22 protein-coding genes are annotated in these 26,216 nt (G+C 71.8%); 13 read left to right on the forward strand and 9 right to left on the reverse strand.

Annotation, left to right across the window (positions count from 1 at the left end):
* Positions 1-22: 22 nt before the first annotated feature.
* Both ISG29_RS05725 and ISG29_RS05730 read right to left on the reverse strand, forming a co-directional pair.
* The gene (locus tag ISG29_RS05725) at positions 23-1,291 is read right to left on the reverse strand and encodes an MFS transporter (protein WP_207792808.1); all 1,269 of its coding nucleotides are present in this window, start codon (positions 1,289-1,291) and stop codon (positions 23-25) included.
* Positions 1,288-1,863 carry an ArsR/SmtB family transcription factor gene (locus ISG29_RS05730; protein WP_194502436.1) on the reverse strand — a complete coding sequence of 192 codons (576 nt, stop codon included), beginning with the start codon at positions 1,861-1,863 and terminating at the stop codon, positions 1,288-1,290. The genes ISG29_RS05725 and ISG29_RS05730 overlap by 4 nt, the downstream gene beginning before the upstream one ends.
* Before the next feature lie 214 nt (positions 1,864-2,077).
* On the opposite strand from ISG29_RS05730, the gene ISG29_RS05735 reads away from it, so the two are divergent.
* The 4 genes from ISG29_RS05735 to ISG29_RS05750 are packed head-to-tail and all read left to right on the forward strand — an operon-like array spanning position 2,078 to position 9,897.
* Positions 2,078-5,356: a transglutaminase family protein gene (locus ISG29_RS05735; protein ID WP_194502437.1), complete on the forward strand. Its 3,279-nt coding sequence runs from the start codon at positions 2,078-2,080 to the stop codon at positions 5,354-5,356.
* 34 nt (positions 5,357-5,390) lie between these two features.
* Entirely contained in the window at positions 5,391-7,940 is a 2,550-nt protein-coding gene (locus ISG29_RS05740) for a circularly permuted type 2 ATP-grasp protein (protein ID WP_194502438.1), read from the forward strand.
* Positions 7,937-8,905 (forward strand): transglutaminase family protein, encoded by a 969-nt coding sequence (locus tag ISG29_RS05745; RefSeq protein ID WP_194502439.1) that lies wholly within the window; start codon positions 7,937-7,939, stop codon positions 8,903-8,905. Before ISG29_RS05740 ends, ISG29_RS05745 begins: the two co-directional genes overlap by 4 nt.
* Positions 8,902-9,897 (forward strand): zinc-binding metallopeptidase family protein, encoded by a 996-nt coding sequence (locus ISG29_RS05750; protein ID WP_194502440.1) that lies wholly within the window; start codon positions 8,902-8,904, stop codon positions 9,895-9,897. Before ISG29_RS05745 ends, ISG29_RS05750 begins: the two co-directional genes overlap by 4 nt.
* 49 nt (positions 9,898-9,946) lie before the next feature.
* Here the strand turns inward: ISG29_RS05750 and ISG29_RS05755 are convergent, their stop codons facing one another.
* Entirely contained in the window at positions 9,947-10,840 is an 894-nt protein-coding gene (locus tag ISG29_RS05755; protein ID WP_194502811.1) for a M15 family metallopeptidase, read from the reverse strand.
* 66 nt (positions 10,841-10,906) lie between these two features.
* Here ISG29_RS05755 and ISG29_RS05760 point away from each other — a divergent pair, with 66 nt between their 5' ends.
* Positions 10,907-11,875: a glutathione S-transferase C-terminal domain-containing protein gene (locus ISG29_RS05760; RefSeq protein ID WP_194502441.1), complete on the forward strand. Its 969-nt coding sequence runs from the start codon at positions 10,907-10,909 to the stop codon at positions 11,873-11,875.
* A gap of 342 nt (positions 11,876-12,217) precedes the next feature.
* On the forward strand, positions 12,218-14,500 hold the full coding sequence (locus ISG29_RS05765; protein WP_194502442.1) for a solute carrier family 23 protein: 2,283 nt from the start codon (positions 12,218-12,220) through the stop codon (positions 14,498-14,500).
* Between the two features lie 117 nt (positions 14,501-14,617).
* Here ISG29_RS05765 and ISG29_RS05770 read toward each other — a convergent pair whose 3' ends face one another.
* Positions 14,618-14,830 carry a hypervirulence associated TUDOR domain-containing protein gene (locus ISG29_RS05770; RefSeq protein ID WP_194502443.1) on the reverse strand — a complete coding sequence of 71 codons (213 nt, stop codon included), beginning with the start codon at positions 14,828-14,830 and terminating at the stop codon, positions 14,618-14,620.
* Positions 14,827-15,267, reverse strand: coding sequence for an SRPBCC family protein (locus ISG29_RS05775; protein ID WP_194502444.1), 441 nt, complete (start codon positions 15,265-15,267; stop codon positions 14,827-14,829). The genes ISG29_RS05770 and ISG29_RS05775 overlap by 4 nt, the downstream gene beginning before the upstream one ends.
* A gap of 356 nt (positions 15,268-15,623) precedes the next feature.
* On the opposite strand from ISG29_RS05775, the gene pdhA reads away from it, so the two are divergent.
* The 7 genes from pdhA (at position 15,624) to ISG29_RS05810 (ending at position 21,719) form a co-directional block, all read left to right on the forward strand.
* Positions 15,624-16,751, forward strand: coding sequence for a pyruvate dehydrogenase (acetyl-transferring) E1 component subunit alpha (gene pdhA / locus ISG29_RS05780; RefSeq protein ID WP_235958641.1), 1,128 nt, complete (start codon positions 15,624-15,626; stop codon positions 16,749-16,751).
* On the forward strand, positions 16,748-17,791 hold the full coding sequence (locus ISG29_RS05785; RefSeq protein WP_194502446.1) for an alpha-ketoacid dehydrogenase subunit beta: 1,044 nt from the start codon (positions 16,748-16,750) through the stop codon (positions 17,789-17,791). Before pdhA ends, ISG29_RS05785 begins: the two co-directional genes overlap by 4 nt.
* An 11-nt stretch (positions 17,792-17,802) precedes the next feature.
* Entirely contained in the window at positions 17,803-19,233 is a 1,431-nt protein-coding gene (locus ISG29_RS05790) for a dihydrolipoamide acetyltransferase family protein (RefSeq protein ID WP_194502447.1), read from the forward strand.
* Between the two features lie 246 nt (positions 19,234-19,479).
* Positions 19,480-20,031, forward strand: coding sequence for an alternate-type signal peptide domain-containing protein (locus tag ISG29_RS05795; protein ID WP_194502448.1), 552 nt, complete (start codon positions 19,480-19,482; stop codon positions 20,029-20,031).
* A gap of 7 nt (positions 20,032-20,038) precedes the next feature.
* Positions 20,039-20,635 carry a signal peptidase I gene (locus ISG29_RS05800; protein ID WP_328828127.1) on the forward strand — a complete coding sequence of 199 codons (597 nt, stop codon included), beginning with the start codon at positions 20,039-20,041 and terminating at the stop codon, positions 20,633-20,635.
* Complete coding sequence (locus tag ISG29_RS05805) at positions 20,632-21,279, forward strand: SipW-dependent-type signal peptide-containing protein (RefSeq protein ID WP_194502449.1); 648 nt, start codon at positions 20,632-20,634, stop codon at positions 21,277-21,279. The genes ISG29_RS05800 and ISG29_RS05805 overlap by 4 nt, the downstream gene beginning before the upstream one ends.
* On the forward strand, positions 21,276-21,719 hold the full coding sequence (locus ISG29_RS05810) for a hypothetical protein (protein WP_194502450.1): 444 nt from the start codon (positions 21,276-21,278) through the stop codon (positions 21,717-21,719). Before ISG29_RS05805 ends, ISG29_RS05810 begins: the two co-directional genes overlap by 4 nt.
* A 91-nt stretch (positions 21,720-21,810) precedes the next feature.
* Here ISG29_RS05810 and ISG29_RS05815 read toward each other — a convergent pair whose 3' ends face one another.
* The 4 genes from ISG29_RS05815 to ISG29_RS05830 all read right to left on the reverse strand — a co-directional run bounded on the left by ISG29_RS05815 (position 21,811) and on the right by ISG29_RS05830 (position 26,182).
* Positions 21,811-23,304 carry a carboxyl transferase domain-containing protein gene (locus tag ISG29_RS05815; protein WP_194502451.1) on the reverse strand — a complete coding sequence of 498 codons (1,494 nt, stop codon included), beginning with the start codon at positions 23,302-23,304 and terminating at the stop codon, positions 21,811-21,813.
* 181 nt (positions 23,305-23,485) lie between these two features.
* Entirely contained in the window at positions 23,486-24,388 is a 903-nt protein-coding gene (locus ISG29_RS05820) for an aldo/keto reductase (RefSeq protein WP_194502452.1), read from the reverse strand.
* A 25-nt stretch (positions 24,389-24,413) separates the two neighbouring features.
* Positions 24,414-25,412, reverse strand: coding sequence for an NAD-dependent epimerase/dehydratase family protein (locus ISG29_RS05825; RefSeq protein ID WP_194502453.1), 999 nt, complete (start codon positions 25,410-25,412; stop codon positions 24,414-24,416).
* 194 nt (positions 25,413-25,606) lie between these two features.
* Positions 25,607-26,182 carry an RNA polymerase sigma factor gene (locus ISG29_RS05830; protein WP_194502454.1) on the reverse strand — a complete coding sequence of 192 codons (576 nt, stop codon included), beginning with the start codon at positions 26,180-26,182 and terminating at the stop codon, positions 25,607-25,609.
* Positions 26,183-26,216 lie beyond the last annotated feature (34 nt).

Consider the following 26,216-nt stretch of genomic DNA (forward strand, 5'->3'; position numbering starts at 1 on the left):
CACCCGCACCCGGGCAGTTCCATCACGCTCCTCGCGCGCCGTCCATCTGCCGGAAGGCCGGGTCGAGGGCGGGCGCGGTGGTGACGACGAAGTACACCAGGCCGGTCGCCAGGGTGGTGGCGGCGAACCCCCATGCCTGCGTGGCGACTCCGCCGAGCAGCGAGCCCAGCGGCATCAGCCCCCACGCCATCGCCGAGACCAGGGCGGTGACGCGGCCGACCAGCGCAGGTGGGATCCGCTCGAGCTCGACCGCACCGAGGATCGGGTTCAAGAAGCCGGACGCCGCCCCGCCCACCACGAACGCGCCGAGCACGACGACCCACGGGGCGCCGAGCGCGAGCACCGCGTAGCGGGGGAGTCCGGTCACCAGGAATGCCACCAGATAGACCCGGAACCGCGGGAGCCGGTCGCCCCACTTGGCGGCGACCAGCGAGCCGAGGGCAGAGCAGCCGCCCCAGACGGCGAACAGCAGGCCCAGCGCTCCGGCGCCGTGTCCTGAATCGACCGCCCACACCGGCATCAGCACCGCAGACCACGCGAGGTCGAGCATGTTGGTGAGGGCCACCATCACGGCGATGCCCATGAGCAGCCGGTCGGTGCGTAGGAACCGCCATCCCTCGCGCAGCCGCACGCGGTAGCCGAGGGCGTCGGCCGGCTCTTCACCGGCGTCGCCCACGCGAGCCAGCCGGCGGGTGCCCAGGCCGAGCACGAGCACGCCGATGCCGAAGCTGGCGGCGTCGACGAGCAGGGCGTCGGCCGGCCCCAGGGCCAGCACGAGGACACCGGCAAGGGCCGCGCCGAGCATGCTCGCCGTCCGCTCGACCGCCGAGTAGAGGCCGGTGACCTGCTCCATCGGCACCCGCGCCGCCGCGACGACCGACGGGATCATCGCGTGCTTGGCGGCGTCGCCCGGCCCCCGCAGAGCACCCGCGAGCGCTACCAGCGCGAGCAGGGCACCGAACGACAGCAGACCGGCGGTGTGCAGCAGCGGTACCGCAGCCACGGCGACGACCGACAGCGTGTCGCACGTGAGGGCCACGCGGCGCGGGCCGAGGGAGTCGATCGCCGGGCCCGCCACGATCTTGAACAGCACGAGCGGCACCAGCTCGGCGGCCGCGACCATGCCCGTGCGGGCCGCGCTGCCGGTGGTGGCGAGCACGAGCAGCGGGATCGCGATCATCGAGAGCCGGGTGCCCGCCAACGACACGCCCTCGGCCACCAGGAACGCGACGAGCGGGCGCCGTCGGGTCGTCGTCCGCGTCGGTGTCGCGGGCGTCAGGGCGGCGCTCACGACGGATCCTCGGTGACCGTGCCCGGCTGTGGGAAGGCGTTGACGTTGACCACGAAGGTCGCGGCCTCGGGGTCGTCGGCGTCGGCCTCCGGCAGGTTCGTGAGCCACTCGTCGATGTGGTCGAGCAGTGCGCGGGCCTGATCGGGGTTCAGCCGCGGACCCCAGTCGGAGTACGTCGTGGCGCGGCGCCACCGGTCGGGCAGCAGGGCGCGCTCCTCGATGCTGTGCTGCATCTGCTCGCTGTAGACCGTGACGACGCTCTGCAGATAGGCGTCGTTGACGTCGCGGGCGTCGGAGTCGGGTTCGTGCAGGTCGGTGCGCGTGGATGCCGCCGTGGCCCGCCACCAGCGCTCGCGGCCGTTACCCCGCCCTTCGTCGTCCTCGATCCAGCCGTGCGTGGCGAGCTGGCGCAGATGATAGGAGGTCGCTCCGGTATTGAGGCCGAGCGCCTGCGCCAGCGTGGTGGCCGTGGCCGACCCCTCGCGGCGCAGCGTGCTCAGCATGCGCAGTCGCACGGGGTGGCTCAGCGCCTTGAGCTGGGTCGCGGTGGGGTTGATGAAGTCGCGCGGCATGATTGCGAAGGTATCTTTGCAAAGGAATGTTTGCAATCGATTCTGGACCGATTTATCGGCTCGCCGATGAACCCTCGGGTGCCCCGACGTTGCTTCATCGGGGAACCCGCAGATTTGTCGGCGAGCCGATAAATCTCCCGCCGGATCGCCGCCACCCGCCCCCAATGCGGAGGGGGTGTCGCGATCGAAACACGGCGCAGGGCAGGCTGGGGCCATGTCGATCAAGGTCGCGCTGACTCACCGCACCACCTACGACTTCCCGACCCCCGTGCAGGTGTACCCGCACGTGGTGCGGCTGCGGCCGGCGCCACACTGCCGTACGCCGATCGACGCCTACTCCCTCGACGTCGAGCCGGCCGACCACTTCGTCAACTGGCAGCAGGATCCGTTCGGCAACTGGTTGGCGCGGTTCGTGTTCCCCGAGCCGGTCACGCGGCTGCAGTTCACCGTCGGACTCGTGGCCGACATGATGACGATCAACCCGTTCGACTTCTTCATCGAGGAGCACGCCGAGCGGTTCCCGTTCGCCTACGAGCCCGATCTCGCCGCCGATCTCGCGCCCTACCTGCGCCCGGTCGAGGACTCCGACGACCTCGCGCAGTGGAAGAAGAAGCTGCCCGAGCTGCCGGACGACGGCCTGGCGACCGTTCTGTTTCTCAGTCAACTCAACGCGGCGGTCAACGGTGACGTCGCCTACAGCGTGCGCATGGAGCCCGGGGTGCAGAGCCCCGACGAGACCCTGCGCCTGGGGATCGGGTCGTGCCGCGACTCCGCGTGGCTGCTGGTGAGCCTGCTGCGTCAGTACGGCCTGGCCGCGCGGTTCGTGTCCGGCTATCTGGTGCAGCTGACCGCCGATCAGGAGAGCCTCGACGGTCCGAGCGGTCCCGAGTCCGACTTCACCGACCTGCACGCCTGGACGGAGGTGTTCATCCCCGGTGCCGGTTGGGTCGGCATGGACCCCACCTCGGCGCTGTTCGCCGGCGAGGGCCACATCCCGCTCTCCGCGACGCCGCACCCCTCCTCGGCCGCCCCCATCGAGGGCCGCACCGGCAAGACCGAGGTCGAGTTCAGCTTCCTCAACGAGGTGCGGCGGGTGCACGAGGATCCCCGCGTCACCAAGCCCTACACCGACGCCCAGTGGCAGCGCATCGACGCGCTCGGCGAGGCCGTCGACGAGCGCCTGGTCGAGGGCGACGTCCGGCTCACGATGGGTGGGGAGCCCACGTTCGTCAGCCTCGACGACTCCACGACCCCGCAGTGGAACACCGAGGCGGACGGCGAGGAGAAGCGCGAGCTCGCCCGCGTGCTCGCCGACCGACTCGCCGAGACCTACGCCCGGGGCGGCGTGGTGCACCGCGGTCAGGGCAAGTGGTACCCCGGCGAGCCGCTGCCGCGCTGGAGCATCGCGCTCCAGTGGCGTACCGACGGTGAGCCGCTGTGGCGCGACCCGGCGCTGCTGGCCGAGCCGTGGCTGGCCGGTGGAGCAGAGGACGACGCCGCGCACGCGCTGGCGGCCCGGGTCACCGCGGCGCTGGGGCTGCCCGCGGAGCAGTTGCTGGGTGCCTACGAGGATCCCTTCGCCGCGGTGACCGCCGACGTCCGCCGCCCCGCGGGGGAGCGGCCCGGCGAACCCGCCGACCAGCAGGCCTGGCACGACCTGCTCGAGGAGCACGGCGACGCCGTCGGCTGGGTGCTGCCCATCGTCCCGGGGGAGGAGTGGGTCAGTCCCGCCTGGCGGTTCCGCCGCGGTCGCCTCGTGCTGACCCCGGGCACCAGCGCGGTGGGTCTGCGGCTGCCGCTGGACGCCATCTCGTGGCGTGACCCCGAGGAGCCCGAGCGGCCCTCCTACCTCGAGGCGGGACCGGCACTGGAGCCCGGCATCCCATCCGTCGAGGTGGTCGACCCCGAGGGCGCGGCCACCACCGCGCTGGCCTTCGAGACCCGCGACGGGCACGTGCACGTGTTCCTGCCGCCCACCGAGCGACTCGAGGACTACACGGACCTGCTGCACGTCATCGAGCACGCGGCCGCCGATCTCGCCACGCCCGTGGTGATCGAGGGCTACAGCGCCCCGCCCGACCCCCGCATCACCACGCTCAGCGTCACGCCCGACCCCGGCGTCATCGAGGTCAACGTGCAGCCGACCCGCTCCTGGGCGGCGCAGCGCGACCTCACCACCACCCTCTACGACGAGGCCCGCAGGGCGCGGCTGACGACGGAGAAGTTCGACCTCGACGGCCTGCACACCGGCACCGGGGGCGGCAACCACCTCACGCTGGGAGGCCACCAGCCGGCCGACTCGCCCATGCTGCGTCGTCCGGACCTGCTGGCCAGCCTCCTCACCTACTGGCAGCGGCACCCGAGCCTGAGCTACCTGTTCTCGGGCCGGTTCATCGGCCCGACCAGCCAGGCGCCGCGCTTCGACGAGGGCCGCCCCGACGCCGTCTACGAGATGGAGATCGCGCTCGGCGAGGTGCGCCGTATCGCCGAGCATCTCGCCGAGCACGACCTCGAGCCGCGCCCCTGGCTGGTCGACCGCGCCCTGCGCCACCTGCTGACCGACCTCACCGGCAACACTCACCGCGCGGAGTTCTGCATCGACAAGATGTACAGCCCCGACTCCTCACGCGGGCGCCTCGGCCTGCTCGAGCTGCGCGGCTTCGAGATGCCACCGCACCCCCAGATGGCCTTGGTGCAGGCACTGCTCGTGCGCAGCCTGGTCGCGATGTTCTGGGATCGCCCCTACGACGAGCCGCTGATGCGCTGGGGCTCGCGCTTGCACGAGGAGTTCCTGCTGCCTCAGGGCTGCATCAACGACGTCGCCGCCGTGGCGGCCGACCTGCGGGCGGCGGGCATCGCCTTCGAGGAGGACTGGCTCGCGCCGTTCACCGAGTTCCGGTTCCCCCGCATCGGGTACACCGAGATTCCCACCACGCCCGGCAATCCGGACGTCGAGCTCGAGCTGCGCACCGCCATCGAGCCGTGGATGGTGCTCGGCGAGGAGTCCAGCAGCGGTGGTACCGCCCGCTACGTCGACTCCTCCGTCGAGCGGCTCCAGGTCACGGTTCGCAATCTCGACCCTCGCCGGCACCTGGTCACGTGCAACGCTGTGCCGGTGCCCCTGACACCCACCGGTCGACCCGACGAGATGTACGCCGGCGTGCGGTACCGCGCCTGGCAGCCGTGGTCGTCCCTGCACCCCTCCATCGGGGTGCACGCGCCGCTGCACGTCGACGTGGTCGACACCGTGGCCGAGGTGAGCCTGGGCGGCGCGACCTATCACGTGGTGCACCCGGGCGGTCGCAACTACGACACCCCGCCGGTCAACGCGAACGAGGCGGAGGCGCGCCGCGCGGTGCGCTTCGAGCCGCGTGGCCACACGCCCGGCACGCTCGACGTCGGGGCGATGCGCGAGGCTGCGCGCCGAGCCGCCGCCCCCGAGACGCCGCACACCCTCGACCTGCGCCGAGCCGGCGGATCGCTGCGCACATGAGCACCGTGCACGTGGGCCGATGCGCGGGTCGGCCATGACCGTCCTGCGCGATTACGTCACCGCCTCGACCCAGTCGCATCTGGGTGACTCCCTCGTGGCCCGTTACGACGAGGTCGTCGCTCCGGACGGCAGCCTGCGCGCGCCGTGGCGACCGCTGGCGCACCTGGCCGGCCAGCTCACCGAGCGCGACCTGGTGCGCCTCGACGACGACGTCACCCGGTTCCTCGCCGACGACGGCGTCAGCTATGCGCGCCCGGGCGCCCGGCGCCAGCCGTGGAAGCTCGACCCGGTGCCGCTGGTGCTCGACCCCGGCACGTGGAGCGGTCTCCAGACGGGCCTGGCCCAGCGAGCCGAGCTGCTCAACGCGGTGCTCGTCGACCTCTACGGCGCACAGTCGCTGCTGGCCGAGGGCATCGTGCCGGCGCCGGTGGTCACCGCCCATGCCGGCTACACGCGTCAGGTGGTGCGCCCGCCCGAGGTCGACCCCCGACCCCTGGTGTTCACGGCCACGGACCTCGCCCGCGACGGTGCGGGCGAGTGGCGCGTGATCGGCGACCGCGCCCAGGCGCCGTCCGGGCTCGGGTATGCGATGGAGAACCGGCGTGTGGTGTCTCGCGTGCTGCCCGAGCTCTACCGTGAGGCCGGGCTGCACCGTATGGAGCCGTACTTCTGGGCGCTGCGCTCGGCGCTGCTCCAGTCGGCCAACGGCGACCTCGCCGACCCGCGCGTGGTCGTGCTGACGCCCGGGCCGCACTCCGAGACCGCGTACGACCAGGCGTTCATCGCCTCCACCCTCGGCTTCCCGCTGGTCGAAGGCAACGACCTCGTGGTGCGCGACGGCTGGGTCTACCTGCGCCAGCCCGGGTACGGCCGGCTCGAGCGGGTCGACGTGATCCTGCGCCGCGTCGACGCTGCGTGGACCGACCCGCTGGCCCTGCGCGGCGACTCCCAGCTCGGCGTCCCGGGTCTGGTCGAGGCGGTGCGCCGCGGCCGGGTGCGGATGGTCAACGGGCTCGGCTCGGGTGTGCTCGACAACCCCGGCCTGCTGCCCTACCTGCCGGCCGCCTGCGAGCACCTGCTGGGTGAGCCGCTGCTGCTGGAGTCGGTCGACACGTGGTGGTGCGGTGACCCCGACGGCCTGCGGCGGGTTCTCGACGACCTCGAGCGGCCTGGTGCCCCGACCGTCGTCCGTGCCATCGACGGCAGCACCACCGAGCTGGCCGGATGCTCCTTCGCGGAGCTGCTCGCGCGCATCACCGACGAGCCGCACCGCTACGTCGGGCAGCGCCGGCTGCCCTTCAGCCAGGCGCCCAGCTGGATCGGGCACCGGGCATCGGCGGCACCGGTCACGCTGCGCACCTTCAGCCTGCGCTACGGCGGCGCCTACCGGCCGCTGATCGGCGGGCTCGCGAACGTCTACGACGAGCGCGGCACCGGTCTGTCGACGGTGAGCAGCAAGGACGTCTGGGTGCTCAAGGAGGATCCCGCCGACCCCGACCAGGGCCTCGCCGACGTGCTCTCGATGACGGCGGCCCGCTCGACGCCGGTGATCGTGCCGCGCGTCCTCGAGGACTTCTTCTGGGTCGGCCGCTACGCCGAGCGTACCGAGGATCTGCTCCGACTGCTGCTGGTCACCCACGCCGTCGCCGAGGACTACCGCACGCGCCCTGGCTCCGTGGGCGCCGCCAGCCTCGACGTGCTGCTGGGGGTGCTGGCGCATCTGGCCGGCCGGCGTCACGACGACCTCGAGGCGGAGTTCCGCTCGCTGCTGCTCGACGACGACCGCACCGGCGGCGTGGCCGACTCGGTGGCCCGCCTGCGCGACGCACTCACCGGGGTGCGCGACCAGCTCTCGGCCGACACCTGGCGCACGTTCGGTGTCATCGAGCGGGCCAACCAGGCGCTGCTGGCCACGCCGTACAGCCATCAGACCGCCGACTCGGCGGGCCGCATCCTCACCGGCATCCTCGCCCTGCACGGGGTGACCGCCGGCATGGTCCGCGACCCCGGTTGGCACATGCTCGGTGCGGGGCGCATGCTCGAGCGCTGCCAGCAACTCGTGCGGTTGCTGCACGCCAGCACCGTGCGCCGCGGCCTCGACGTCGACCGCAAGGTGCTCGAGGGGGTGCTGGCGGCGGCGGAGTCCGGCGTCACCCACCGGCGCCGCTACCGTGGCTGGATCCGCGCCGGCGGCGTGCTCGACCTGCTGCTGCTCGACGTCGACAACCCGCGCTCGTTGCGCTTCGCCCTCACCGAGCTGGGTGCGCACCTGCGCGCGCTGCCGGCGTCCACCGGGTCGACGCGCCCGGAGCGGCTGGTCGAGAACCTGCTCAGCGACCTCGACGAGCTCGACATCGCCACGCTGGTCGCCGTCGGCGGGGAGGGCCGCCCGCACCTGGTCCGGCTGCTGGACTCCATCGCCCCGCAGCTGCTGCGCATCGGAGAGGCGATCGAGGAGCTGCACGTGCGCACCGGGCCGCCGCCGCGGACGTTCGGCCAGGTCGCACTCGTCGATGCGCTCCCTGCGGAGCCTGCGCCGGGTGATCTCAGCGAGCTCGGCGACGCCAGGGGTGAGGCGTCGTGAGGTACCGGGTGCTGCACCGCACGACGTACTCCTACGACGCCGACGTCGGCAACTCCTACGGCCAGGCCTACGTGCGGCCGCGCCCGCTGCCGTTCCAGCACGTCGACGCGTGCGCGGTCACGATCACGCCCACCCCGGGCGACCTCGCCACCGGCATCGACTGCTACGGCAACCAGTCGACGTACTTCCAGGTCAGTCAGCCGCACCGACAGCTGGTCGTGGAGGCGACCTCCGACGTCGAGGTGGTGGCCGAGCTGCACGGCCAGGAGGCACTGGCCACCCCGTGGGAGCGGGCGCGTCCGTTGCTCGACCCGACCATCCCCGGGGCGTGGAGCGCGGCCGAGTTCGCCGTGGAGTCCGAACTCGTGCAGCACTCGGCCGGGGCGCGGGAGTACGCGGCCTCCTCGCTGCGGCCCGGGCGCGCGCTGGCGGAGGCCGCGACCGACCTGATGCACCGGGTCTACGCGGACTTCCACTACGACCCCGAGGCCACCACCGTCACCTCGACCATCGGTGACGTGCTCGAGAAGCGCGCCGGGGTCTGTCAGGACTTCGCCCACCTGATGCTCGCCGGGCTGCGCGCGCACGGCGTGGCCGCCCGCTACGTGTCGGGCTACCTGGCCACCGACCCGCCCCCCGGCAAGGAGCGGATCTTCGGAGCCGACGCCTCGCACGCGTGGCTCGCCGTGTGGCTGCCGACGCCCACCGGCCCGGGTGAGTGGCTGGCGTTGGACCCCACCAACGACCAGTGGGTGGGGGAGCGGTACGTCACCGTCGCCTGGGGCCGCGACTACGGCGACGTGCCGCCGGTCAAGGGCGTCATCTTCACCGACGCCGAGAAGTCCACTCTCGACGTGCAGGTCGACGTGGCCCCGGTGGCCGGTGAGGGCCACTGCGCCCGCGCGGGTGAACCCGGCCGGGTGGTCGGGCAAGACCCCGCGGGCATGGGAAAGTTCTCGACGTGAAGTCCTTCCGCTGCCGTGTGTGCGACAACCAGATCTTCTTCCGCAACTCCGTGTGCGTCGCGTGCGGCACGGGGGTGGCCTACTCGCGCCAGGAGCGCAGCCTGGTGCCGGTCACCGAAGCCGGCACCTACACCGATGCCAGCGGTGCGATCTGGCACGTCTGCCGCAACCTCAACCTCTCCGGCTGCACCTGGCTGGCTGCACTCGAGGGCGGGCAGTGCTCCTGCTGCGACCTCACCCGCACGCGACCGGCCGATGACGACGAGGAGGGTCTGGCGCAGTTCCGGCTCGCCGAGGAGGCCAAGCGTCACCTCGTCTACGAGCTCGACACCCTGGGCTTCCCGGTGGTCGGCAAGGACGCCGCCACCGGCGGTGACCCCGAGGAGGGTCTCGCCTTCGACCTGCTGAGCTCGGTCGAGGAGAACGTCGTGATCGGCCACGAGGACGGCCTCATCACGATCGACCTCGCCGAGAGCGACGACGCCTATCGCGAGAAGGTGCGCGCCCAGATGGCTGAGCCCTACCGCACCATGCTGGGGCACTTCCGCCACGAGATCGGCCACTACTACGAGTGGCAGCTCGTGCGCGGTGCGGAACGCATGCAACGTGCCCGCGAGCTGTTCGGCGACGAGTCGGTCGACTACCAAGAGCAGATCCAGCGGCACTACAACGAGGGGCCCCCGGCCGACTGGGCGGAGCGCTTCATCTCGACCTACGCCACCATGCACCCCTTCGAGGACTTCGCCGAGACCTTCGCGCACTTCCTGCACATCTGCGACACCATCGAGACGGCCGGCGAGTACGGCCTCACCGCGGTCGCTCCGGTCGCGGCGTTCTCGAACTTCGGCGATGTCGTGACCGGCGTGTGGGTGCCGCTGTCGGTCGCGTTGAACATGATCAACCGGTCGATGGGCAAGGAGGATCTCTACCCCTTCGTCATCCCCGACCCGGTCGTCGACAAGCTCGAGTTCGTCGCCTCGCTGGTGCGCTGAGGACCACTCGTCTCGGGGGCGTGAGTTCCAGCTGGTGTCAGCGGAACCCTCACCGGCCGTTCGCGCTGAAGTGTTGGTAGTCCCTGAGTGAGTTCCACGCCCCGCCCCAACCCCAACCGATGCGGGCGAAGGCGGCGAAGACGGGTCCGCTCGGCGTGATCATGCCCGGCCGCAGATCGCCTCGGTCGAGGTACGACGACGCGAGCTCGGGCAGCACGCGGCGTACGCCGTCGACGTCCTTGGCGTAGGGATTCTGGAACGGGTCGAGGTCGACCGCGAGGCCGTAGGCGTGCTGGGAGAGCACCGTCGAACCGCGCACGGGCCGGCACACGAACGACTCGGTGTCGTTGCCGTCGCCCGTGGGTTCGGCGTCGAGTTCGGGCCGGGTGGTGATGGTCATCTGCTCGATCGGGAATCGTGCCCGGTAGAGCTCTGTGAACACCTGCACGACGTCGTTCGCGGCGGCGGCGTTCACGAGGAGCTCGCCGGTGTGCCGGATGTGGTCGAAGCCCCAGAACGCGAGCCGGATCCACGCCAGGTCGGACGCCGCCACCGGGCACCCCGGCTGCCACGTGGAGCGCGCGATCACCGACGCCGGCGCGGGGCTGAGGATGCGCGAGGTGAATCCGTGCCCGGGCAGCTCGGCCACCGAGTCGGGCAGCGTGAACGCCCGGTGCCGCAGCCGTGGTGGGGTGGGGCGTACCTCGCCGAACCCTGCCGCGTCGGTGGGTAGGGGGCGGGTGCCGAGCCAGGGCGGCGGCACCGAGCCCGGATCGGATGAGGCCGAGGGCAAGGGGGTGGGTGAGGGTGAAGTCGAGACGGAAGGCGACAGCGTCGCCCCCGGTGCGATCGCCCGCGATCGGGTCGGGGAGACCGTGTCGCCGGGTGCACACCCGGCGAGCCCTGCGGTCGCGAGCAGGCAGCACACCAGCAGGGCCGCCATCCGTCGCACGTCGCCACGGTAGGTCGTGCCCGATGGGGTGATTGAGTGTTCACCTACCCTGAGTTCATGAGCGACGAGCACACGCCCACCTACGTCGAGCAGGGCAAGGAGTTCGACCGCGACATGAACTACGTGCCCGACCGCATCACCCGCGGCGGTGAGCGGCCCGAGCACGGTCCGGTCGACGGGGAGCTGTGGCCGGTCGAGCGCGACCGGTACCGGCTGGTCGCGGCCAAGGCATGCCCCTGGGCGAACCGGGCGATCATCGTGCGCGAGCTGCTCGGGCTCCAGGGCGCGATCTCGCTCGGGATGCCCGGCCCCACGCACGACCAGCGGTCGTGGACCTTCACCCTCGACGAGGGCGACGTCGACCCGGTGCTCGGCATCCATTTCCTGCGTGACGCCTACGACCGGCGCTTCCCCGACTACCCGCGCGGCATCACCGTGCCCGCGATCGTCGACGTGCCGACCGGCGAGCTGGTCACCAACGACTTCCCGTGGATCACCCACGACTTCTTCTTCGAGTGGCGCGACCACCACAAGCCCGACGCGCCGAACCTCTGGCCCGACGACCTCCGCGAGGAGATGGAGCAGGTCATGCAGCGGGTGTTCACGGAGGTGAACAACGGCGTGTACCGCTGCGGCTTCGCCGGTAGCCAGGACACCTACGAGGCCGCCTACGACCGCCTCTTCGACGCCCTCGACTGGCTCGAGGAGCGCCTGGCCGACCGCCGCTACCTGATGGGGCCGACGATCACCGAGGCCGACGTCCGGCTGTTCACCACGCTGGCCCGCTTCGACGCCGTCTACCACGGCCACTTCAAGTGCAACCGCAACAAGCTCACCGAGATGCCGAACCTCTGGGGCTACGCGCGCGATCTCTTCTCGACCCCCGGCTTCGGCGACACGATCGACTTCGACCAGATCAAGGCGCACTACTACGTGGTGCACACCGACATCAACCCCACCGGCGTCGTGCCGAAGGGCCCGGACGCCGAGGTCTGGCACACCGCCCACGGGCGCGAGCGCCTCTGACGCGGTGGCTCGTGCGACCGTCGTCGTGGTCGCCGCGGCCCTCGTGCCGTGGGGTCCGGTCGTCTGGGGTGCCGCCGCGCAGATGGGCAGCGACTACCTCTGAGGCCGGACGCCATGAGGTAGCGGCGCGTGCGGGTGGCAGAAGGCGCAACGCGGACCGAGCCCCAACCACTCGACCAACGACCGGGGGCACGGCGGAGTTCCCCCAGCAGAGGTGGCCATGCTCACCGGCCGTGGGTGGGGTGTACAGGCGTTCTCTCTGTCATCTTCGACGCCACGAGCGCCGCCAGGCACGGCGGCCTCGTCTGCCCCATCGTCGTCGCTATCTCGAGGAGCCCCGACATGAGTACCTCCCCCCTGCCCTCCCTCCCTCTGCGCCCACCACCGATCGGGAGGTGGTTGCGCGAGGACGCCCGGTTCGACGTGCCGGCCTCGCTGGTCGTCTTTCTGGTCGCGATCCCTCTCTCGCTCGGCATCGCCGTGGCCTCGGGCGCACCGGTGGCCGCCGGGCTCATCGCGGCAGCCGTCGGCGGCATCGTGGCCGGCCTGGTCGGCGGCTCGGTGCTCCAGGTCAGCGGACCTGCGGCCGGGCTCACCGTGATCGTCGCCGAGACGGTCGCCTCCTACGGGTGGGAGGTCACCTGCCTGATCACCGCCGGCGCCGGGATCCTGCAGATCCTGCTCGGCGCGACCCGCGTGGGTCGCCTGGCGCTCGCGATCTCGCCCACCGTCGTGCACGGCATGCTGGCCGGCATCGGCATCACGATCGTGCTCGGCCAGCTGAACGTGGCGATGGGCGGACAGTCGCAGTCCTCGGCGTGGGGCAACCTCACGCAGTACGCCACCTCGCTGGCGTCGCTGGACCTGCAGGCGCTCGTCGCCGCGGCCTCGGTGGTGGCGGTCATGGTCGCCTGGCCGCGGCTGCCTTCGCGCGTGCGTGCCGTCCCCGCGGCGCTCGTGGCCATCGCCGGCGTCACCGTGGTGGCCGCCCTCGTGCTGCCGCAGGCCCAGCGGGTCGACCTCGGTGGCTCGGTGCTCTCCCAGATCGGCCTGCCGCCGATGCCCGACGGCCAGTGGCTCGGCATCGCCGGCGCCGTGATCACCGTCGCCCTCATCGCCAGCGTCGAGAGCCTGCTCTCGGCGGTGGCCGTCGACAAGCTCGCTGCCCAGCGCGCCGACGCCCCGACCCCGCGCCCGTCGAACCTGGACCGGGAGCTGCTGGGCCAGGGCGCCGCCAACTCGCTCTCCGGTCTTCTCGGCGGGCTGCCGGTCACCGGCGTCATCGTGCGCAGTGCCACGAACGTCGCCAGTGGTGGCCGAACGCAGATGTCGGCGATCCTGCACGGCGCCTGGGTCGTCGTGTTCTCGCTGCTGCTCGTCGCGCTGGTCGAGCAGATCCCGCTCGCCGCCCTGGCCGGCCTGCTCATCGTCATGGGCGTCGGCCTGGTCAAGCCTCGTGACATCGCCACCGCCCAACAGCGAGGCGAGGGATGGATCTACGGCGCCACCATCGCCGGCGTCCTCGCCCTGAACCTGGTCGAGGGCGTGCTCATCGGCCTGACCGGGGCCGTGCTCGTGCTGCTGTTCCGGATCCTTCGAGTCGGCATCTCGGCCCGGCGCTCCGGGGTCGACGCCGACGGCCGTGACGTCTGGGTGGTCTCGGTACGCGGCACCGTCAGCTTCCTCTCCACGCCGCGACTGGTGCGTGCCCTCGACCAGGTGCCCCCGGGTCAGCACGTCGAGATCGACCTGCTGGTCGACTACCTCGACCCGGCCACCCAGGAGACCCTGGACGGCTGGATGCAGCGCTACCACGCCGCCGGTGGGGTGGTCGAGGTGCAGGCCTCGGGCACCATGGCGAGCGCGAGCGAGGTTCGGTCGGGCAAGCCCGACCCGGTCACGCTGCGCACGATGCTGCCCTGGGACCACTGGCAGCCTGTCGACGGCTCGGCGCGCACCCCCACCGAGCGGCTGGCCGGTGGCATCCGCGAGTACCACCGTCGTGGCCCCGACGTGCTGGAGCAGGTCTACGACGAGCTGCGCGACGGCCAGTCCCCCGACGCTCTGGTGCTCTCCTGCGTCGACTCCCGGGTGGTGCTGAACCTCGTGACCGCCAGTGGCCCCGGTGACCTCTTCACCGTGCGCACCATGGGCAACCTGGTGCCGGACCCGGCCGGTGCCGACTGCTCGGTCAGCGCGCCGTTCGACTTCGCCGTCGACCACCTCGACGTGCCCCTGGTCGCGGTGCTCGGTCACTCCGGCTGCGGTGCGATGGCGGCGGCCCTCGGTGACCGGTTGCATGGTCCGATCGGCGAGTGGATGGCACACGCCGACGAGGCCGTCGACGCCTGGCGCTCCGGTCATCCCATCGGCCGAGCCGCCGCGGCGGCCGGGGAGTCGGAGGCGGACCAGCTCTCGCAGGTCAACGTGGCGGTCGCGCTGGATCGGCTGCGCGCCATGGCCGGCGAGCGGGCGGGCGACCTGACCTTCGTGGGGCTCTGGTTCCGCATCGACGACGGTTCGATGCATCTGCTCTGCGACGGTGCGTTCACGCCGTTGGTCGACGCCGAGCTGAGTCAGCTGGCTCCGCGCGGTCGGCTGACCGGGGTGAGTGCGGCCCGGTGAGGCGACACCGAGCACCGGTCTGACCCACGGAGGGTGGCAGCGATGCGGGCCGCCACCCTCCGTACGGGCCGAAGCCGCGCCCGGCTCACGAAGCGGGCCGCCGGCCGCGGGCGTCGCTCACGCCCGCTCGACCTCGCTCTTGAGCTTCAACACGACGGTGCCGTCGTCCTGCTCGATCACATAGGCGGGGTCGTCCTTCGTGCCGTCGCGGGTGATCTTCTCGCCCTTCGTGGTGCGCTCGACCTTGTCGTGGTGCACCTCGGTGACCGTGCCCGTGGCCGACCCGTTGCCCCAGCTCCAACGAACCTCGGTGCCCTTGCGGATGCTCATGAGACGGCGTCCGACTCGGCTGCGGCCTTGAGCTTCGGCAGCGTGGCGTCGATTCCGGCCTGGGTCTTCTTGGCGAACAGCTTCGCCATGACGACGCGCATCGGACCGGGATAGGGGGAGATGTCCCAGGTCTCGGTGACCACGCAGGCGCCGGAGTCGGTCGGAGCGAGCTGGTAACGCCACCGGTGCAGTCCGATGTGCCGCCACGCGATGGTGCGGCCCTCGTCGAACTCCACGACCTTGTTCTTGATCGTGTACGGCACGCCCTGCTTCATGCTCATCGAGAACTCCGAGCCCAGCGTCAGTCGCTTCGGCCCCGTCACCGAGTCGAGCACGGTGCCCGACCCGTCGATGCGGGAGTGCTGCCTGGGGTCGGCGAGGATCGCGAACACCTTGTCGGGAGGTGCGTCGATGGTCAGGGTTCCGGTCACAGCCATGGTGACGACGGTAGGCGGCCGCGAGTCACGCCGCCACGCCCTTGAGGGCTCACCCGTCGGTGGCACCCGTCGCGGTTACGCGGACCTGGACGGGCGCGGAGACTCCGGGGAAAGCCACTGACGTGGTGCTCGTCGGCGGCGTGTGGCCAGGAGCGCGTTCGGCGAGACCACGCGCTAGGGTGGTGCCGCCCCTGTGGTCCGGGTCACACGTGCACCACCCCCGCACACCGACCCGACCGCTCGAACCCCGTGCAGGTGGAGACCCCACCGAGCCGGAAGAACTGCAAGGAGTGCGCGTGGCCGACTCGTCCCCAGCAACCGACACCCCCGGAACTCCCGAGGCGTTCGGACCCGACCTGGCCGAGGTCTTCGGCCCCGCCGCCGCCGACGGTGGCCCCGAGCTGGTGCAGCTGCTCACGCCCGAGGGCGAGCGCCGACACCACCCCGAGTTCGACCTCGACTTCTCGGCCGAGCAGATCCGCGGCTTCTACCGAGACATGGTGCTCGTGCGCCGCCTCGACGTCGAGGCCACCGCGCTCCAGCGGCACGGTGAGCTCGGAATCTGGGCCCAGCTGCTCGGCCAGGAGGCCGCGCAGATCGGTGCCGGCCGCGCCCTGCGCCCGCAGGACTTCGTGTTCCCGACCTACCGCGAGCACGGGGTCGCCTGGTGCCGCGGGCTGGACCCCTTGCGCCTGCTCGGCCTCTTTCGCGGCGTCGACCACGGTGACTGGGATCCCGCCGAGCACAACTTCGGCCTCTACACGATCGTCATCGGCGCCCAGTGCCTGCACGCCACCGGCTACGCGATGGGCATGCAGCGCGACGGTGTCGTCGGCACCGGCGACCCCGAGCGGGACGCCGCGGTCATCGCGCACTTCGGCGACGGCGCGTCGTCCCAGGGCGACGTGAACGAGGCCTTCATCTTCGCCGCCTCCTACAACGCGCCGGTGGTGTTCTTCTGTCAGAACAACCAGTGGGCGATCTCGGAGCCGATCGAGCGCCAGACGCGCATCCCGCTGTACCAGCGGGCGCTCGGGTTCGGCTTCCCGGGCATCCGCGTCGACGGCAACGACGTGCTCGCCACGTACGCCGTCACCCAGGCCGCGCTGCAGCGCGCCCGCGACGGTCAGGGCCCCACCTTCGTGGAGGCCTACACCTACCGGATGGGTGCCCACACCACGACCGACGACCCCACCCGCTACCGGCTCTCGGCCGACGTGGAGTCGTGGAAGCTGAAGGATCCCATCGCGAGGCTCGAGGCCTACCTGCGGCGCAACGGACTCGTCGACGACGGCCTCGTCGATACGGTCAAGGCCGAGGCCGACGAGCTCGGTGAACGGCTGCGCGCCGGCTGCACCTCAATGCCCGACCCGCAACCGCTCGACATGTTCGACGAGGTGTACGCCGAGGTGCCAGACGAGCTCGCCGCCCAGCGCGCCGGGTTCGCCGACTACCTCGAGTCGTTCGAGGAGGCCCGCGCATGAGCACCCAGACCACCCCCCAGGCCACCCCCCAGGCCACCCCCCAGGCGACGTCCCAGGCGCCGTCTCAGAAGATCACCCTCGCCAAGGGCCTCAACATGGGCCTGCGAGCGGCCATGGAGCACGACGAGAAGGTGCTCGTCATGGGCGAGGACGTCGGCAAGCTCGGCGGCGTCTTCCGCATCACCGACGGCCTCCAGAAGGACTTCGGCGAGGACCGCGTCATCGACTCGCCGCTCGCGGAGTCAGGCATCGTCGGCACCGCCGTCGGCCTGGCCCTGCGCGGCTACCGGCCGGTGGTGGAGATCCAGTTCGACGGGTTCGTCTACCCGGCCTACGACCAGATCGTGTGCCAGGTCGCGAAGATGCGCTACCGCAGCAAGGGCCACAGCCCGATGCCGATGGTCATCCGGATCCCCTTCGGCGGCGGCATCGGCGCGGTCGAGCACCACAGCGAATCGCCCGAGGCGCAGTTCGCGCACACGCCCGGTCTCAAGGTCGTCGCGTGCTCGAACCCCGTCGACGGCTACTGGATGATCCAGCAGGCCATCGCCTCCGACGACCCGGTGGTCTTCCTCGAGCCCAAGCGGCAGTACCACGGCGCGAAGGCCGAGCTGGACGACACCGCGACGCCCCCGCCGCTGTTCTCCTCGCAGGTGGTGCGCCCGGGCACCGACGTCACGGTGCTGGCCTACGGTCCGACCGTGCGCACCGCGCTGTCGGCGGCCGAGGCGGCGTCGAACGAGGGCCGTTCGATCGAGGTGATCGACCTGCGCACCCTCAGCCCGCTCGACATGGCTCCGGTCTACGACTCGGTGCGCAAGACCGGCCGCTGTGTCGTCGTGCACGAGGCTCACGTGAACCTCGGGCTCGGCTCCGAGCTGGCTGCCCGCGTCACCGAGGAGTGCTTCTACTCCCTCGAGGCGCCGGTGTTGCGGGTGGGCGGATTCGACATCCCCTACCCCGCCTCGCGCATCGAAGAGGACTTCCTGCCCGATCTCGACCGGCTGCTCGACGCCGTCGACCGCACCTTCGGATTCTGAGGAGGAACCGCGTGCCCGAGTACAAGCTTCCCGACGTCGGCGAGGGCCTCACCGAGGCCGAGCTCGTCGCCTGGCGGGTCAAGGTCGGCGACACCATCGCGGTCAACGACATCGTCTGCGACATCGAGACCGCCAAGTCGATCGTCGAGCTGCCCTCGCCGTACGCCGGCGAGGTCACCGCGCTGCTGGTTCAGGAGGGTGACACCGTCGAGGTGGGCACCCCGATCATCCGGATCGGCGCCGAGACGTCAGCGCCCGAGGCTGCCCCAGCGCCGGAGCCCGACCCCGAGCCCGAGTTGGATCTGTCGAACCCCGCTGCCAGCGGGGGCGGAGAGGGCGAGAGCCTGGTCGGGCGCAACAAGGCCGACCGCGGCGCGCAGCGGCGGGCCCGCCGCGGGGGCGGTGGCGCGGCCGTGCATGCGCAGGCCCAGGCCGCGTTCGACCCCAGCGCGCCGGCCCCCGAGCTGGCCGACGCCGAGGCGCAGGCCGACGAGCCTGCCCCGGTCGTGGAGCCGTCCCCGGCGCCCCAGGCTCCGGTCGAGGCCCGTGCCCTGGCCAAGCCGCCGGTGCGCAAGCTCGCGAAGGATCTCGGCGTCGACCTCACCGCGCTCACGCCGAGTGGGCCGCACGGCACGGTGAGTCGAGCCGACGTCGAGGCCGCCGCGACGGCCGGCGGAGCGTCATCCGGGCGCAGCGCCCAGCCTTCTCCCACGTCCGACGCCGGCGCGGGTGCCCGCGAGACGCGCGAGCCGGTCAAGGGCGTGCGCAAGATGATGGGGCAGGCGATGGTCGACTCGGCCTTCACCGCTCCGCACGTCACCGAGTGGGTCACCGTCGACGTCACGCGCTCGATGGAGCTCGTCGAGCGGCTCAAGAGCCACCGTGACTTCCGCGACGTGAAGGTCTCCCCGCTGTTGGTGCTGGCCAAGGCGTGCCTGCTCGCGATGCGCCGCACCCCGGAGATCAACTCCTTCTGGGACGACGCCGCCGGCGAGGTCGTCTACAAGCACTACGTGAACCTCGGCATCGCCGCCGCCACCCCGCGGGGGCTCGTGGTGCCGAACGTGAAGGATGCCGACGCGATGTCGCTGCGCGAGCTCGCCGACGCGCTGGCCTCGCTCACCGCCACCGCTCGGGAGGGCAAGACGCAGCCCGCCGAGATGAGCGGCGGCACATTCACGATCACCAACGTGGGCGTCTTCGGCGTCGACGCCGGCACCCCGATCATCAATCCCGGCGAGTCCGCGATCTGTTGCTTCGGGTCGATCACCCGCAAGCCGTGGGTCGTCGTCGAGGGCGGTGAGGAGAAGATCGTGCCGCGCCACGTCACCACCCTCGCGCTGTCGTTCGACCACCGGCACGTGGATGGTGAGAAGGGCTCACGGTTCCTGGCCGACGTCGCGTCCGTGCTGGAGGATCCCGCCACCGGGCTGCTGCTCTGAGGTGCGGGGTCGTGGGCCGGGAGGTCCACGACCCCGCCACCGCTCCGACGGGGGCCGCATCGGCCGGGTCCGACCGCGCCGAGGCCGACCCAGTGCAGACATAGTCCGGTCGGACTAGGGAGCCGGGTCGGATGAGTCACTTCGGGGCCAGGGCGCTCAGGTGGTCGCATCGACGGCCGATGCAGCCGGTGGAGAGGTCTTTCCCGGGGGCCGCTGAAACCCGTGTCCCTGGGAGGGAACCCGACCATGAAGTCTGCCTTGAAAGCCACGCTCGCCTCCGGCGCCGGTGTGGCGCTACTACTCGGTGGCGCCGGCTCGCTGGCGTACTGGAACGACACGACGGTCGCGCAGCCGGGGGATCTGGTGTCCGGCACGTTGACGCTCGGTGACAGCGTGTGCGGTGACTGGACGCTCGACGGAGCTCAGAGCTTCGACCCGGCATCGGACAAGATCGTGCCCGGCGACTCGCTCACTCTCGTGTGCGACTCGACCATCGCCATCGAGGGCAAGCACGCCGCCGCCGACCTGAGCGCCACCGCCGCCGGTGCCGTCGACAACCTGCTCGAGGACCAGCTGACCATCGGCGCGACCTACGCGATCGTGAACAGCGACGCCACCACGCGAACGCCGTCCATGGACGGCAGCACCATCGATCTGACCGAGGCCGACAACGGCAAGGAGCTGCGGGCCACGATCTCGGTCGGCTTCGCGGACGCCGCGCCGAACGACAGCAAGGCGCTCACTGCCGCGCTCGACGACATCACCATCACCGCCACGCAGCAGCACGACGCCTCGTAGTGACTCCGTGACGACCCAGCTCGCACCTGCCGCGGCGTCCATCGCGACGTCGCGGCGGGTGCGCTCCAACCTTCGCGTCGTGGGATCGGCGCTGGGCTGGCTGGTGTCGGGGCTGCTGTTCCTCGTGATCTGTGCGTCGGTGCTGGTGCCGCGCGTGGCCGGCGCGACGCCGTACACGATCCTCACCGGCTCGATGACTCCGAAGTACCCGCCCGGCACCCTCATGGTGGTGCGCCCGGTCGACCTCGACCGGGTGGAGGTCGGCGACGTGATCACCTATCAGGTCGAGAGCGGCGAGCCGACGGTGGTGACCCACCGCGTCGTGGGTGTCGGCTACCGCGCCGACGGGGAGCGCGTGCTCACCACACAGGGCGACGCCAACAAGACCCCCGACGCCAAGCCCGTACGGGCCGTGCAGGTGCGCGGCGAGCTCTGGTACGCCGTCCCGTGGGTCGGCCATCTCGGGGTGCTGTTCAGCCCCGACCAACGCCAGCGGCTGACCTACCTGGTGGCCGGCGGGCTGTTCGCGTACGCCGCCGGCATCGTCGTGAGCGGCTGGCTGCGCAACCGTCCGCGACCGAAGGCCCGCAGGAGGATGCCATGAGCGGCAGGCACGCGGCTCGCAGGCACGCCGCACCGCGGCGGCGTCCGCGGCTGCGCACCGTTCTCCCGGCTCTCGCCGGCGTGACCGTACTGACGGTCGGAGGCATGGGCACGTACGCCTACTGGACCGACTCCGCGACGGTGCAAGGCGGCGCGCTGGTCTCGGGCAGCCTCGATCTCACGATCGACGGCCAGCAGGGCAACCCGACCAGCTACACGTGGTCGGCTCTGGCCACCTCCGGCCTGGCGCCGGGTGAGAGCCGGGCGGCGGTGATGACCGTCGCGAACGCCGGCGACGTGCCATTCACCTACCACGCGACCGGCGCCTCGGGAGGAGACGCCGGGCTGCGCGGCACGATGACGATCAGGGTCGTGCTGGGCGGCGTCAAGGTGCCCGACAACGACAACGCCTACCCGATCCAGGAGACCTGCTCGGGCGGCACCGACACCTTCGACGCCCACCTCGACGCCAGCGGCGCAGTGCAGGTGCTGCCCACCGGCGGCGGCACCGATCCGAGGCTCGCGAAGTCGGCCTCGATCGGCGTGTGCGTGCAGGTCACCATGGACTCCGACGCTCCGGACTCCGTGCAGGGCAAGACCTACCAGCCCTCGTTCACCTTCACCGCGGCGCAGGCGACGTCGTGACGCTGCGTGCGCCGGTGGTGCTCGCTGCCCTGGCGCTCTGCCTGGTGCTCGCGCCGGTGCGGGGCAGTCTCGCCTCGTGGACGGACTCCGGTTCGGTCACGAGCGGGACCCTCTCCGCCAGGACACTGCAGAGCGTGCCGCTCTCCTGCACAGGAGGTGGCGCGTCGGTCACGATCTCGTGGACGCCGTCGACCTCTCCGGCCACGCTCACCTACACCGCCAAGACGAGTCAGTCGGCCACGGCTCTGCCCGTGACCGGCAACTCCTCGACCACGGTCACCACCACCTTGCTGGTCGGTCTGCTCGGGGCTCTGCTCGGCTCGACCGTGACGGTCGTGGTGACGGGCAGTCTGCCCGGAACCCTCTGGGTCACCACCCAGCAGATCACGTTGCGCTACACGCCGATCATCCTCGGCGCCGGTGGCCTCACGTGCCCCTAGACGGTCGACTCGTACCGTCCAGCCTCGGGTCTCCCGTCCGGCCGGCTGGCGACCTCGTCTGCGGCGCCCCACGACGAGAGGGTCTCGAGGCTCACTCCCCGGTAGCGCCCGCGTACCGCTGCGCCCGTTCACTCGGGGCGGAGGGGCCCACGGCCGAGAGGCGCGCCAGCTCGAAGGCCAGAACGGCGCCGAGCCGCTGGCAGAAGGCCTCGGGCTCGGCGGCGGCGTCCGGCTGCTCGGCGACGACTCGGTCGACGATGCCGCGCTCGTGCAGGTCGATCGCCAGCACGTGCTGGGCGCGCGCCATCTCGGGGGCGTGGTCGGTGTCGCGGTGCACGATGGCCGAGGCACCCTCGGGCGGCAGCGGGGAGAGCCAGGCGTGCTGGGCGGCGACGATCCGGTCGGCCGGCAGCAGGGCCAGCGCGCCGCCGCCGTTGCCCTCGCCCAGCAGCAGGCTCAGGGTCGGCGCGTCGAGGGAGACCAGGTCGCCGAGGCAGCGGGCGATCTCACCGGCGAGGCCGCCGTTCTCGGCGTTGACCGACAGTGCGGCGCCGGCGGTGTCGATGGCGGTGAGCAGCGGAAGCCGCAGCTCGGCGGCCAGCCGCATCCCACGCCGCGCCTCACGCAGCGCCTCCGGGCCGAGCGGCCGTGAGGGCGTCTGGCCGCGGCGGTCCTGGCCCAAGAACACGCACGGCACGTCGCCGAAGCGCACGAGAGCGATGAGCAGTCCGGGGTCGGACTCGCCCTGACCCGTGCCGTTGAGCGGCACCACATCGGAGGCCGCGTAGCGCAGCAGGCGCCGGACGCCGGGCCGCTCGGGGTCGCGGGAGCGGGTCACGGCGTCCCAGGTGTCGACGTCGGGCAACTCGGCGTCGACCGGGTCGGGCACGGCGGTGAGCGCCTGCCGCGAGGGCAGCATGATCGTGAGCGCACGGTCGAGGATGTCGGGGATGTCCCCGGGCGCGACGACGGCGTCGATGATGCCGCGGGCGTAGAGGTTCTCCGAGGTCTGCACGTCCTCGGGGAACTGCTCGCCGTACAGCGCCTGGTAGACACGCGGGCCGAGGAAGCCCACGAGGGCCCCGGGCTCGGCCACGGTCACGTGACCGAGCGAGCCCCAGGAGGCCATCACGCCGCCGGTGGTCGGGTTGCGCAGGTACACCAGATAGGGCAGGCCCGCCGTCTTGTGCGCCATCACGGCTTCGGCGATGCGCACCATCTGCACGAACGCCGGCGTGCCCTCCTGCATGCGCGTGCCGCCGGAGATGGGCGCCGCCAGCAGCGGGAGTCCTTCCTCGGTGGCGCGATGGATGGCGCTCACGAGGCGGTCGGCGGTGGCGCGGCCGATCGAGCCGGCGAGGAACCCGAACTCGCCCACCACGACGGCCACGGGGCGGCCGCGTAGGAGTCCCTGGCCGGTGAGCACCGCCTCGTCGCAGCCGGACTTCTCCCGCGCACGGGCCAGATCCTGGGCGTACGCCTCGGCGATGTCGCCGTGGTCGGGTGGGGCATCCCAGGACCGCCAGGAGGCGTCGTCGAGCACGAGGTCGATGAGGTTCTGGGCGGTGAGCCGGTCGCTGGGCATGCCCCGTATTCAAACGTAGGGAGCGCCGTCACGGTGTGCGCGATCGCGCGTCGCTCCGCCCGGCAGGTGAGGTGAGAAGGCGGCGGTCTGCGTGCTGCCAGGTCGCCCGGAGTGGGGTGGCGGCGTGGCGGCACGTTCAGAAACGTCGTGCAGGCGCCACCGGGAGTGGGCGGCCCGGCGATCAGTGCTCCGGGGTGACCGGGGTGACGTGCTCGAGTGCGGCCAGGTCGGCGTCGTCGAGTTCGATGTCGACGACGGCGAGGTTCTGCTCGAGGTGGGCGACCGAGCTGGTGCCGGGGATGAGCAGGAGCCGGTCGTACTGCGCAAGCAGCCAGGCGAGCGCCACCTGGCTCGGCGACACACCGTGCTTCTCGGCCACACCGCAGACGTGCTCGTCGGCAGCGAGTGCCTTCGGCCCGCCACCACCGAACGCGGAGCCGAGCGGGAAGTACGGCACGTAGCTGACGTCGTGCTCGCGGCACACCTCCAGCACCTCGGCGTCGGCCCGGTCGAGCAGGCTGTAGGGGTTCTGCACGCATCCGATGCCGACGGTCTCGATGGCCGTGCGCACGGTGTCGGCCTGCACGCTCGAGACGCCGATGAGGTCGATCTTGCCGGCCTCGCGCAGTGCGGCGAGCGCGCCGAGCTGGTCGGCCAGGGGCACCTCGTCGGTGCCGGGGGCGTCGCGTTCGAAACGCCGCAGGTTCACCAGGTCGATGCGCTCGACGTCGAGGGAGCGCAGGTTCTGCTCGACCTGCGCGGTGAGGCCCGCGGGGGTCTGGTCCGGGATCCAGCCGCCCTCGTCGTCGCGGCGTGCACCGACCTTCGTGACCAGGCGCAGCCCCTCGGCGTAGGGGTGCAGGGCCTCGCGGATCAGATCGTTCACGATGTCGGGGCCGTAGAACTGGGCGGTGTCGATGTGGTCGACCCCGAGCTCGACCGCCCGGCGCAGCACCGCGCGGCAGCCGTCCGGGTCGGAGTGGGAGCCGAAGACGCCGGGGCCGGCGAGTTGCATCGCCCCGAAGCCGATGCGCTGCACGGGCTTGTCGCCGAGGAAGCTGGAGTGGGTTGCCGTGGTGGTCATGGCTCCAGACTGCGTCGTCGTGGGACTACCCACCAGGCCCGGTCGAGCACGAGAGTCCGAGTATCGCCCTCTCCTCCGTGCGGGTGAGGCCGGTGCGGCCCCCCTCGGGGGTCGACTCCAGCCAGGCCAGCGTGTCTGCCGCCGTCTGGGCGATGGGGCGCACGCGCAGCCCGGCCCGGGCCGAAGGCGTCCAGTCACGGGCCAGCATGCCGTCGTACTCCGGACGAGGCAGCCACAGCGGGAGTGAGTGCGGACCCGTCCAAGGCTGCACCTTCGCGGCCGTGAGGCCGGCGTCGTCGTGCCAGGTCAGGTGGGGGGAGGCGCCGACGCCGTGGGCGATCTCGGCGAGCAGGTCGCCGATCGGCCGGCTGGGGCCGACGCCGTCGAAGACCCCGGTGAGACCGGACTCGGCCGCGTCGAGGATCCACCCCGCCAGATCCCTGGCGTCGATCACCTGCACCAGATCGCCCGGGTGACCGCCGGCCAGCACCGGCTCACCTGCAGCCGCGTCCGCCAGGCGCTCGACCCAGTATCCGAATCGGCCGGTGGGATCCCTCGGCCCCACGATCAGACCCGGCCGGACGACGAACGCCCGCGTAGCGCCGTCGGTCACCACCTGCTCGCAGGCCACCTTCATCGGGCCGTACGCCTCGGGCTCGCAGATCAGGTCGGCGTCGGCATGGCGCGGCGGGTGGAGCGCGGCGTCGGTGCTCGCGTGCGGGGTGGCGTCGTCGACGTAGACGTTCACCGACGACACGAACGTCCAGTGCGCGCCCGGCCAGGCCGTGACCGCTGCCCGCACCCATGACGGCTGCCGGGCGACGTCGACCACCGCGTCGAACTCCTGTTCCGCGAGCGCCGGCGGGATCGGACCCGTGCGATCGAGCCGTGCGTGCGTGGCGCCGTGCGGAACCTCGCCGGAGGTGCCCCGGCAGGCGACGGTCACGTCGTGGCCTCGGGTCAGGGCCTCGGTGGCCACGTGGGAGGAGACGAAGACGGTGCCGCCGAGCACGAGCATGCGCATGGTTCGACCCTCGCCCCTCGGCTCGGCCGCCACAAGCGGCTCTGCTCTCAGCAGAGCCGTCGGGAGGGTGTTTCAGCTGTGCGCCGATGGATCTGTCGGTGTAGGGGTGGTGCCTCACCCGCACACCGGGACTCTGGCTGGCGCCAGGTGGAACTCCCACGGGCGCGAGAACCCCCGGGCAGCACCCATCCAGGTCAGTCGGTGGTGCGCTCGGCGCTCAGGAGGGGGCGGGTCATCTTGCGGCCGTGGTGGATCTGCGCCTTGACCGTGCCCAAGGGCGCATCGACGAGCCGGGCGATCTCGTCGTAGGGCAGGCCGTAGACGTCGCGCAACAGCAGCGGCTCGACGAGTTGCGGGTGGTCGCGCTCGATCGTCTCCATCGCCTCGAGCAGGTCGAGCCGGGTGCCGGCGATGACGCTCGTGGTGCGCGGGTCGGGCGACTCCAGGGGGCCGACCTCGGTCGGGTCGGCGGCCACCGCCTGGTTCTTCAGCTTGCGGTAGGTCGAACGGGCCGAGTTCACGCACACCACGTGCATCCAGGTGGTGAACCGGCCGCGGCCGTTCCAGGTGTCGATCTTGCGGCTGATGTTGATCAGCGCCTCCTGGCAGGCGTCCTCGGCGTCGGCGAGATGGGGCAGGACGCCGCGGCACACGTTGAGTGCCCGCGGCCGCACGGCGCCGAGGAGAACCTCCAACGCGTCGCGGTCGCCGCCTTGCGCACGGCGCGCCAGGTCGTCGATCTCGTCGGGTCCGTAGACGGGGTCGTCCATGGGGGTCACTGGTCTCCTTTACCTGGTATGGCCC

Source organism: Nocardioides acrostichi (assembly GCF_015319165.1).
GTDB lineage: Bacteria > Actinomycetota > Actinomycetes > Propionibacteriales > Nocardioidaceae > Nocardioides > Nocardioides acrostichi.

Bases quoted from the DNA above. Each gene is read 5' to 3' on its own strand.
- ISG29_RS05770 (WP_194502443.1), bottom strand. From the start codon at position 14,830: ATGAGCATCCGCAAGGGCACCGAGGTTCGTTGGAGCTGGGGCAACGGG.
- ISG29_RS05735 (WP_194502437.1), top strand. From the start codon at position 2,078: ATGTCGATCAAGGTCGCGCTGACTCACCGCACCACCTACGACTTCCCG.
- ISG29_RS05740 (WP_194502438.1), top strand. From the start codon at position 5,391: ATGACCGTCCTGCGCGATTACGTCACCGCCTCGACCCAGTCGCATCTG.
- ISG29_RS05755 (WP_194502811.1), bottom strand. From the start codon at position 10,840: ATGGCGGCCCTGCTGGTGTGCTGCCTGCTCGCGACCGCAGGGCTCGCC.
- ISG29_RS05795 (WP_194502448.1), top strand. From the start codon at position 19,480: ATGAAGTCTGCCTTGAAAGCCACGCTCGCCTCCGGCGCCGGTGTGGCG.
- ISG29_RS05730 (WP_194502436.1), bottom strand. From the start codon at position 1,863: ATGCCGCGCGACTTCATCAACCCCACCGCGACCCAGCTCAAGGCGCTG.
- ISG29_RS05830 (WP_194502454.1), bottom strand. From the start codon at position 26,182: ATGGACGACCCCGTCTACGGACCCGACGAGATCGACGACCTGGCGCGC.
- ISG29_RS05820 (WP_194502452.1), bottom strand. From the start codon at position 24,388: ATGACCACCACGGCAACCCACTCCAGCTTCCTCGGCGACAAGCCCGTG.
- ISG29_RS05765 (WP_194502442.1), top strand. From the start codon at position 12,218: ATGAGTACCTCCCCCCTGCCCTCCCTCCCTCTGCGCCCACCACCGATC.
- ISG29_RS05805 (WP_194502449.1), top strand. From the start codon at position 20,632: ATGAGCGGCAGGCACGCGGCTCGCAGGCACGCCGCACCGCGGCGGCGT.
- ISG29_RS05785 (WP_194502446.1), top strand. From the start codon at position 16,748: ATGAGCACCCAGACCACCCCCCAGGCCACCCCCCAGGCCACCCCCCAG.
- ISG29_RS05825 (WP_194502453.1), bottom strand. From the start codon at position 25,412: ATGCGCATGCTCGTGCTCGGCGGCACCGTCTTCGTCTCCTCCCACGTG.
- ISG29_RS05760 (WP_194502441.1), top strand. From the start codon at position 10,907: ATGAGCGACGAGCACACGCCCACCTACGTCGAGCAGGGCAAGGAGTTC.
- ISG29_RS05775 (WP_194502444.1), bottom strand. From the start codon at position 15,267: ATGGCTGTGACCGGAACCCTGACCATCGACGCACCTCCCGACAAGGTG.
- ISG29_RS05815 (WP_194502451.1), bottom strand. From the start codon at position 23,304: ATGCCCAGCGACCGGCTCACCGCCCAGAACCTCATCGACCTCGTGCTC.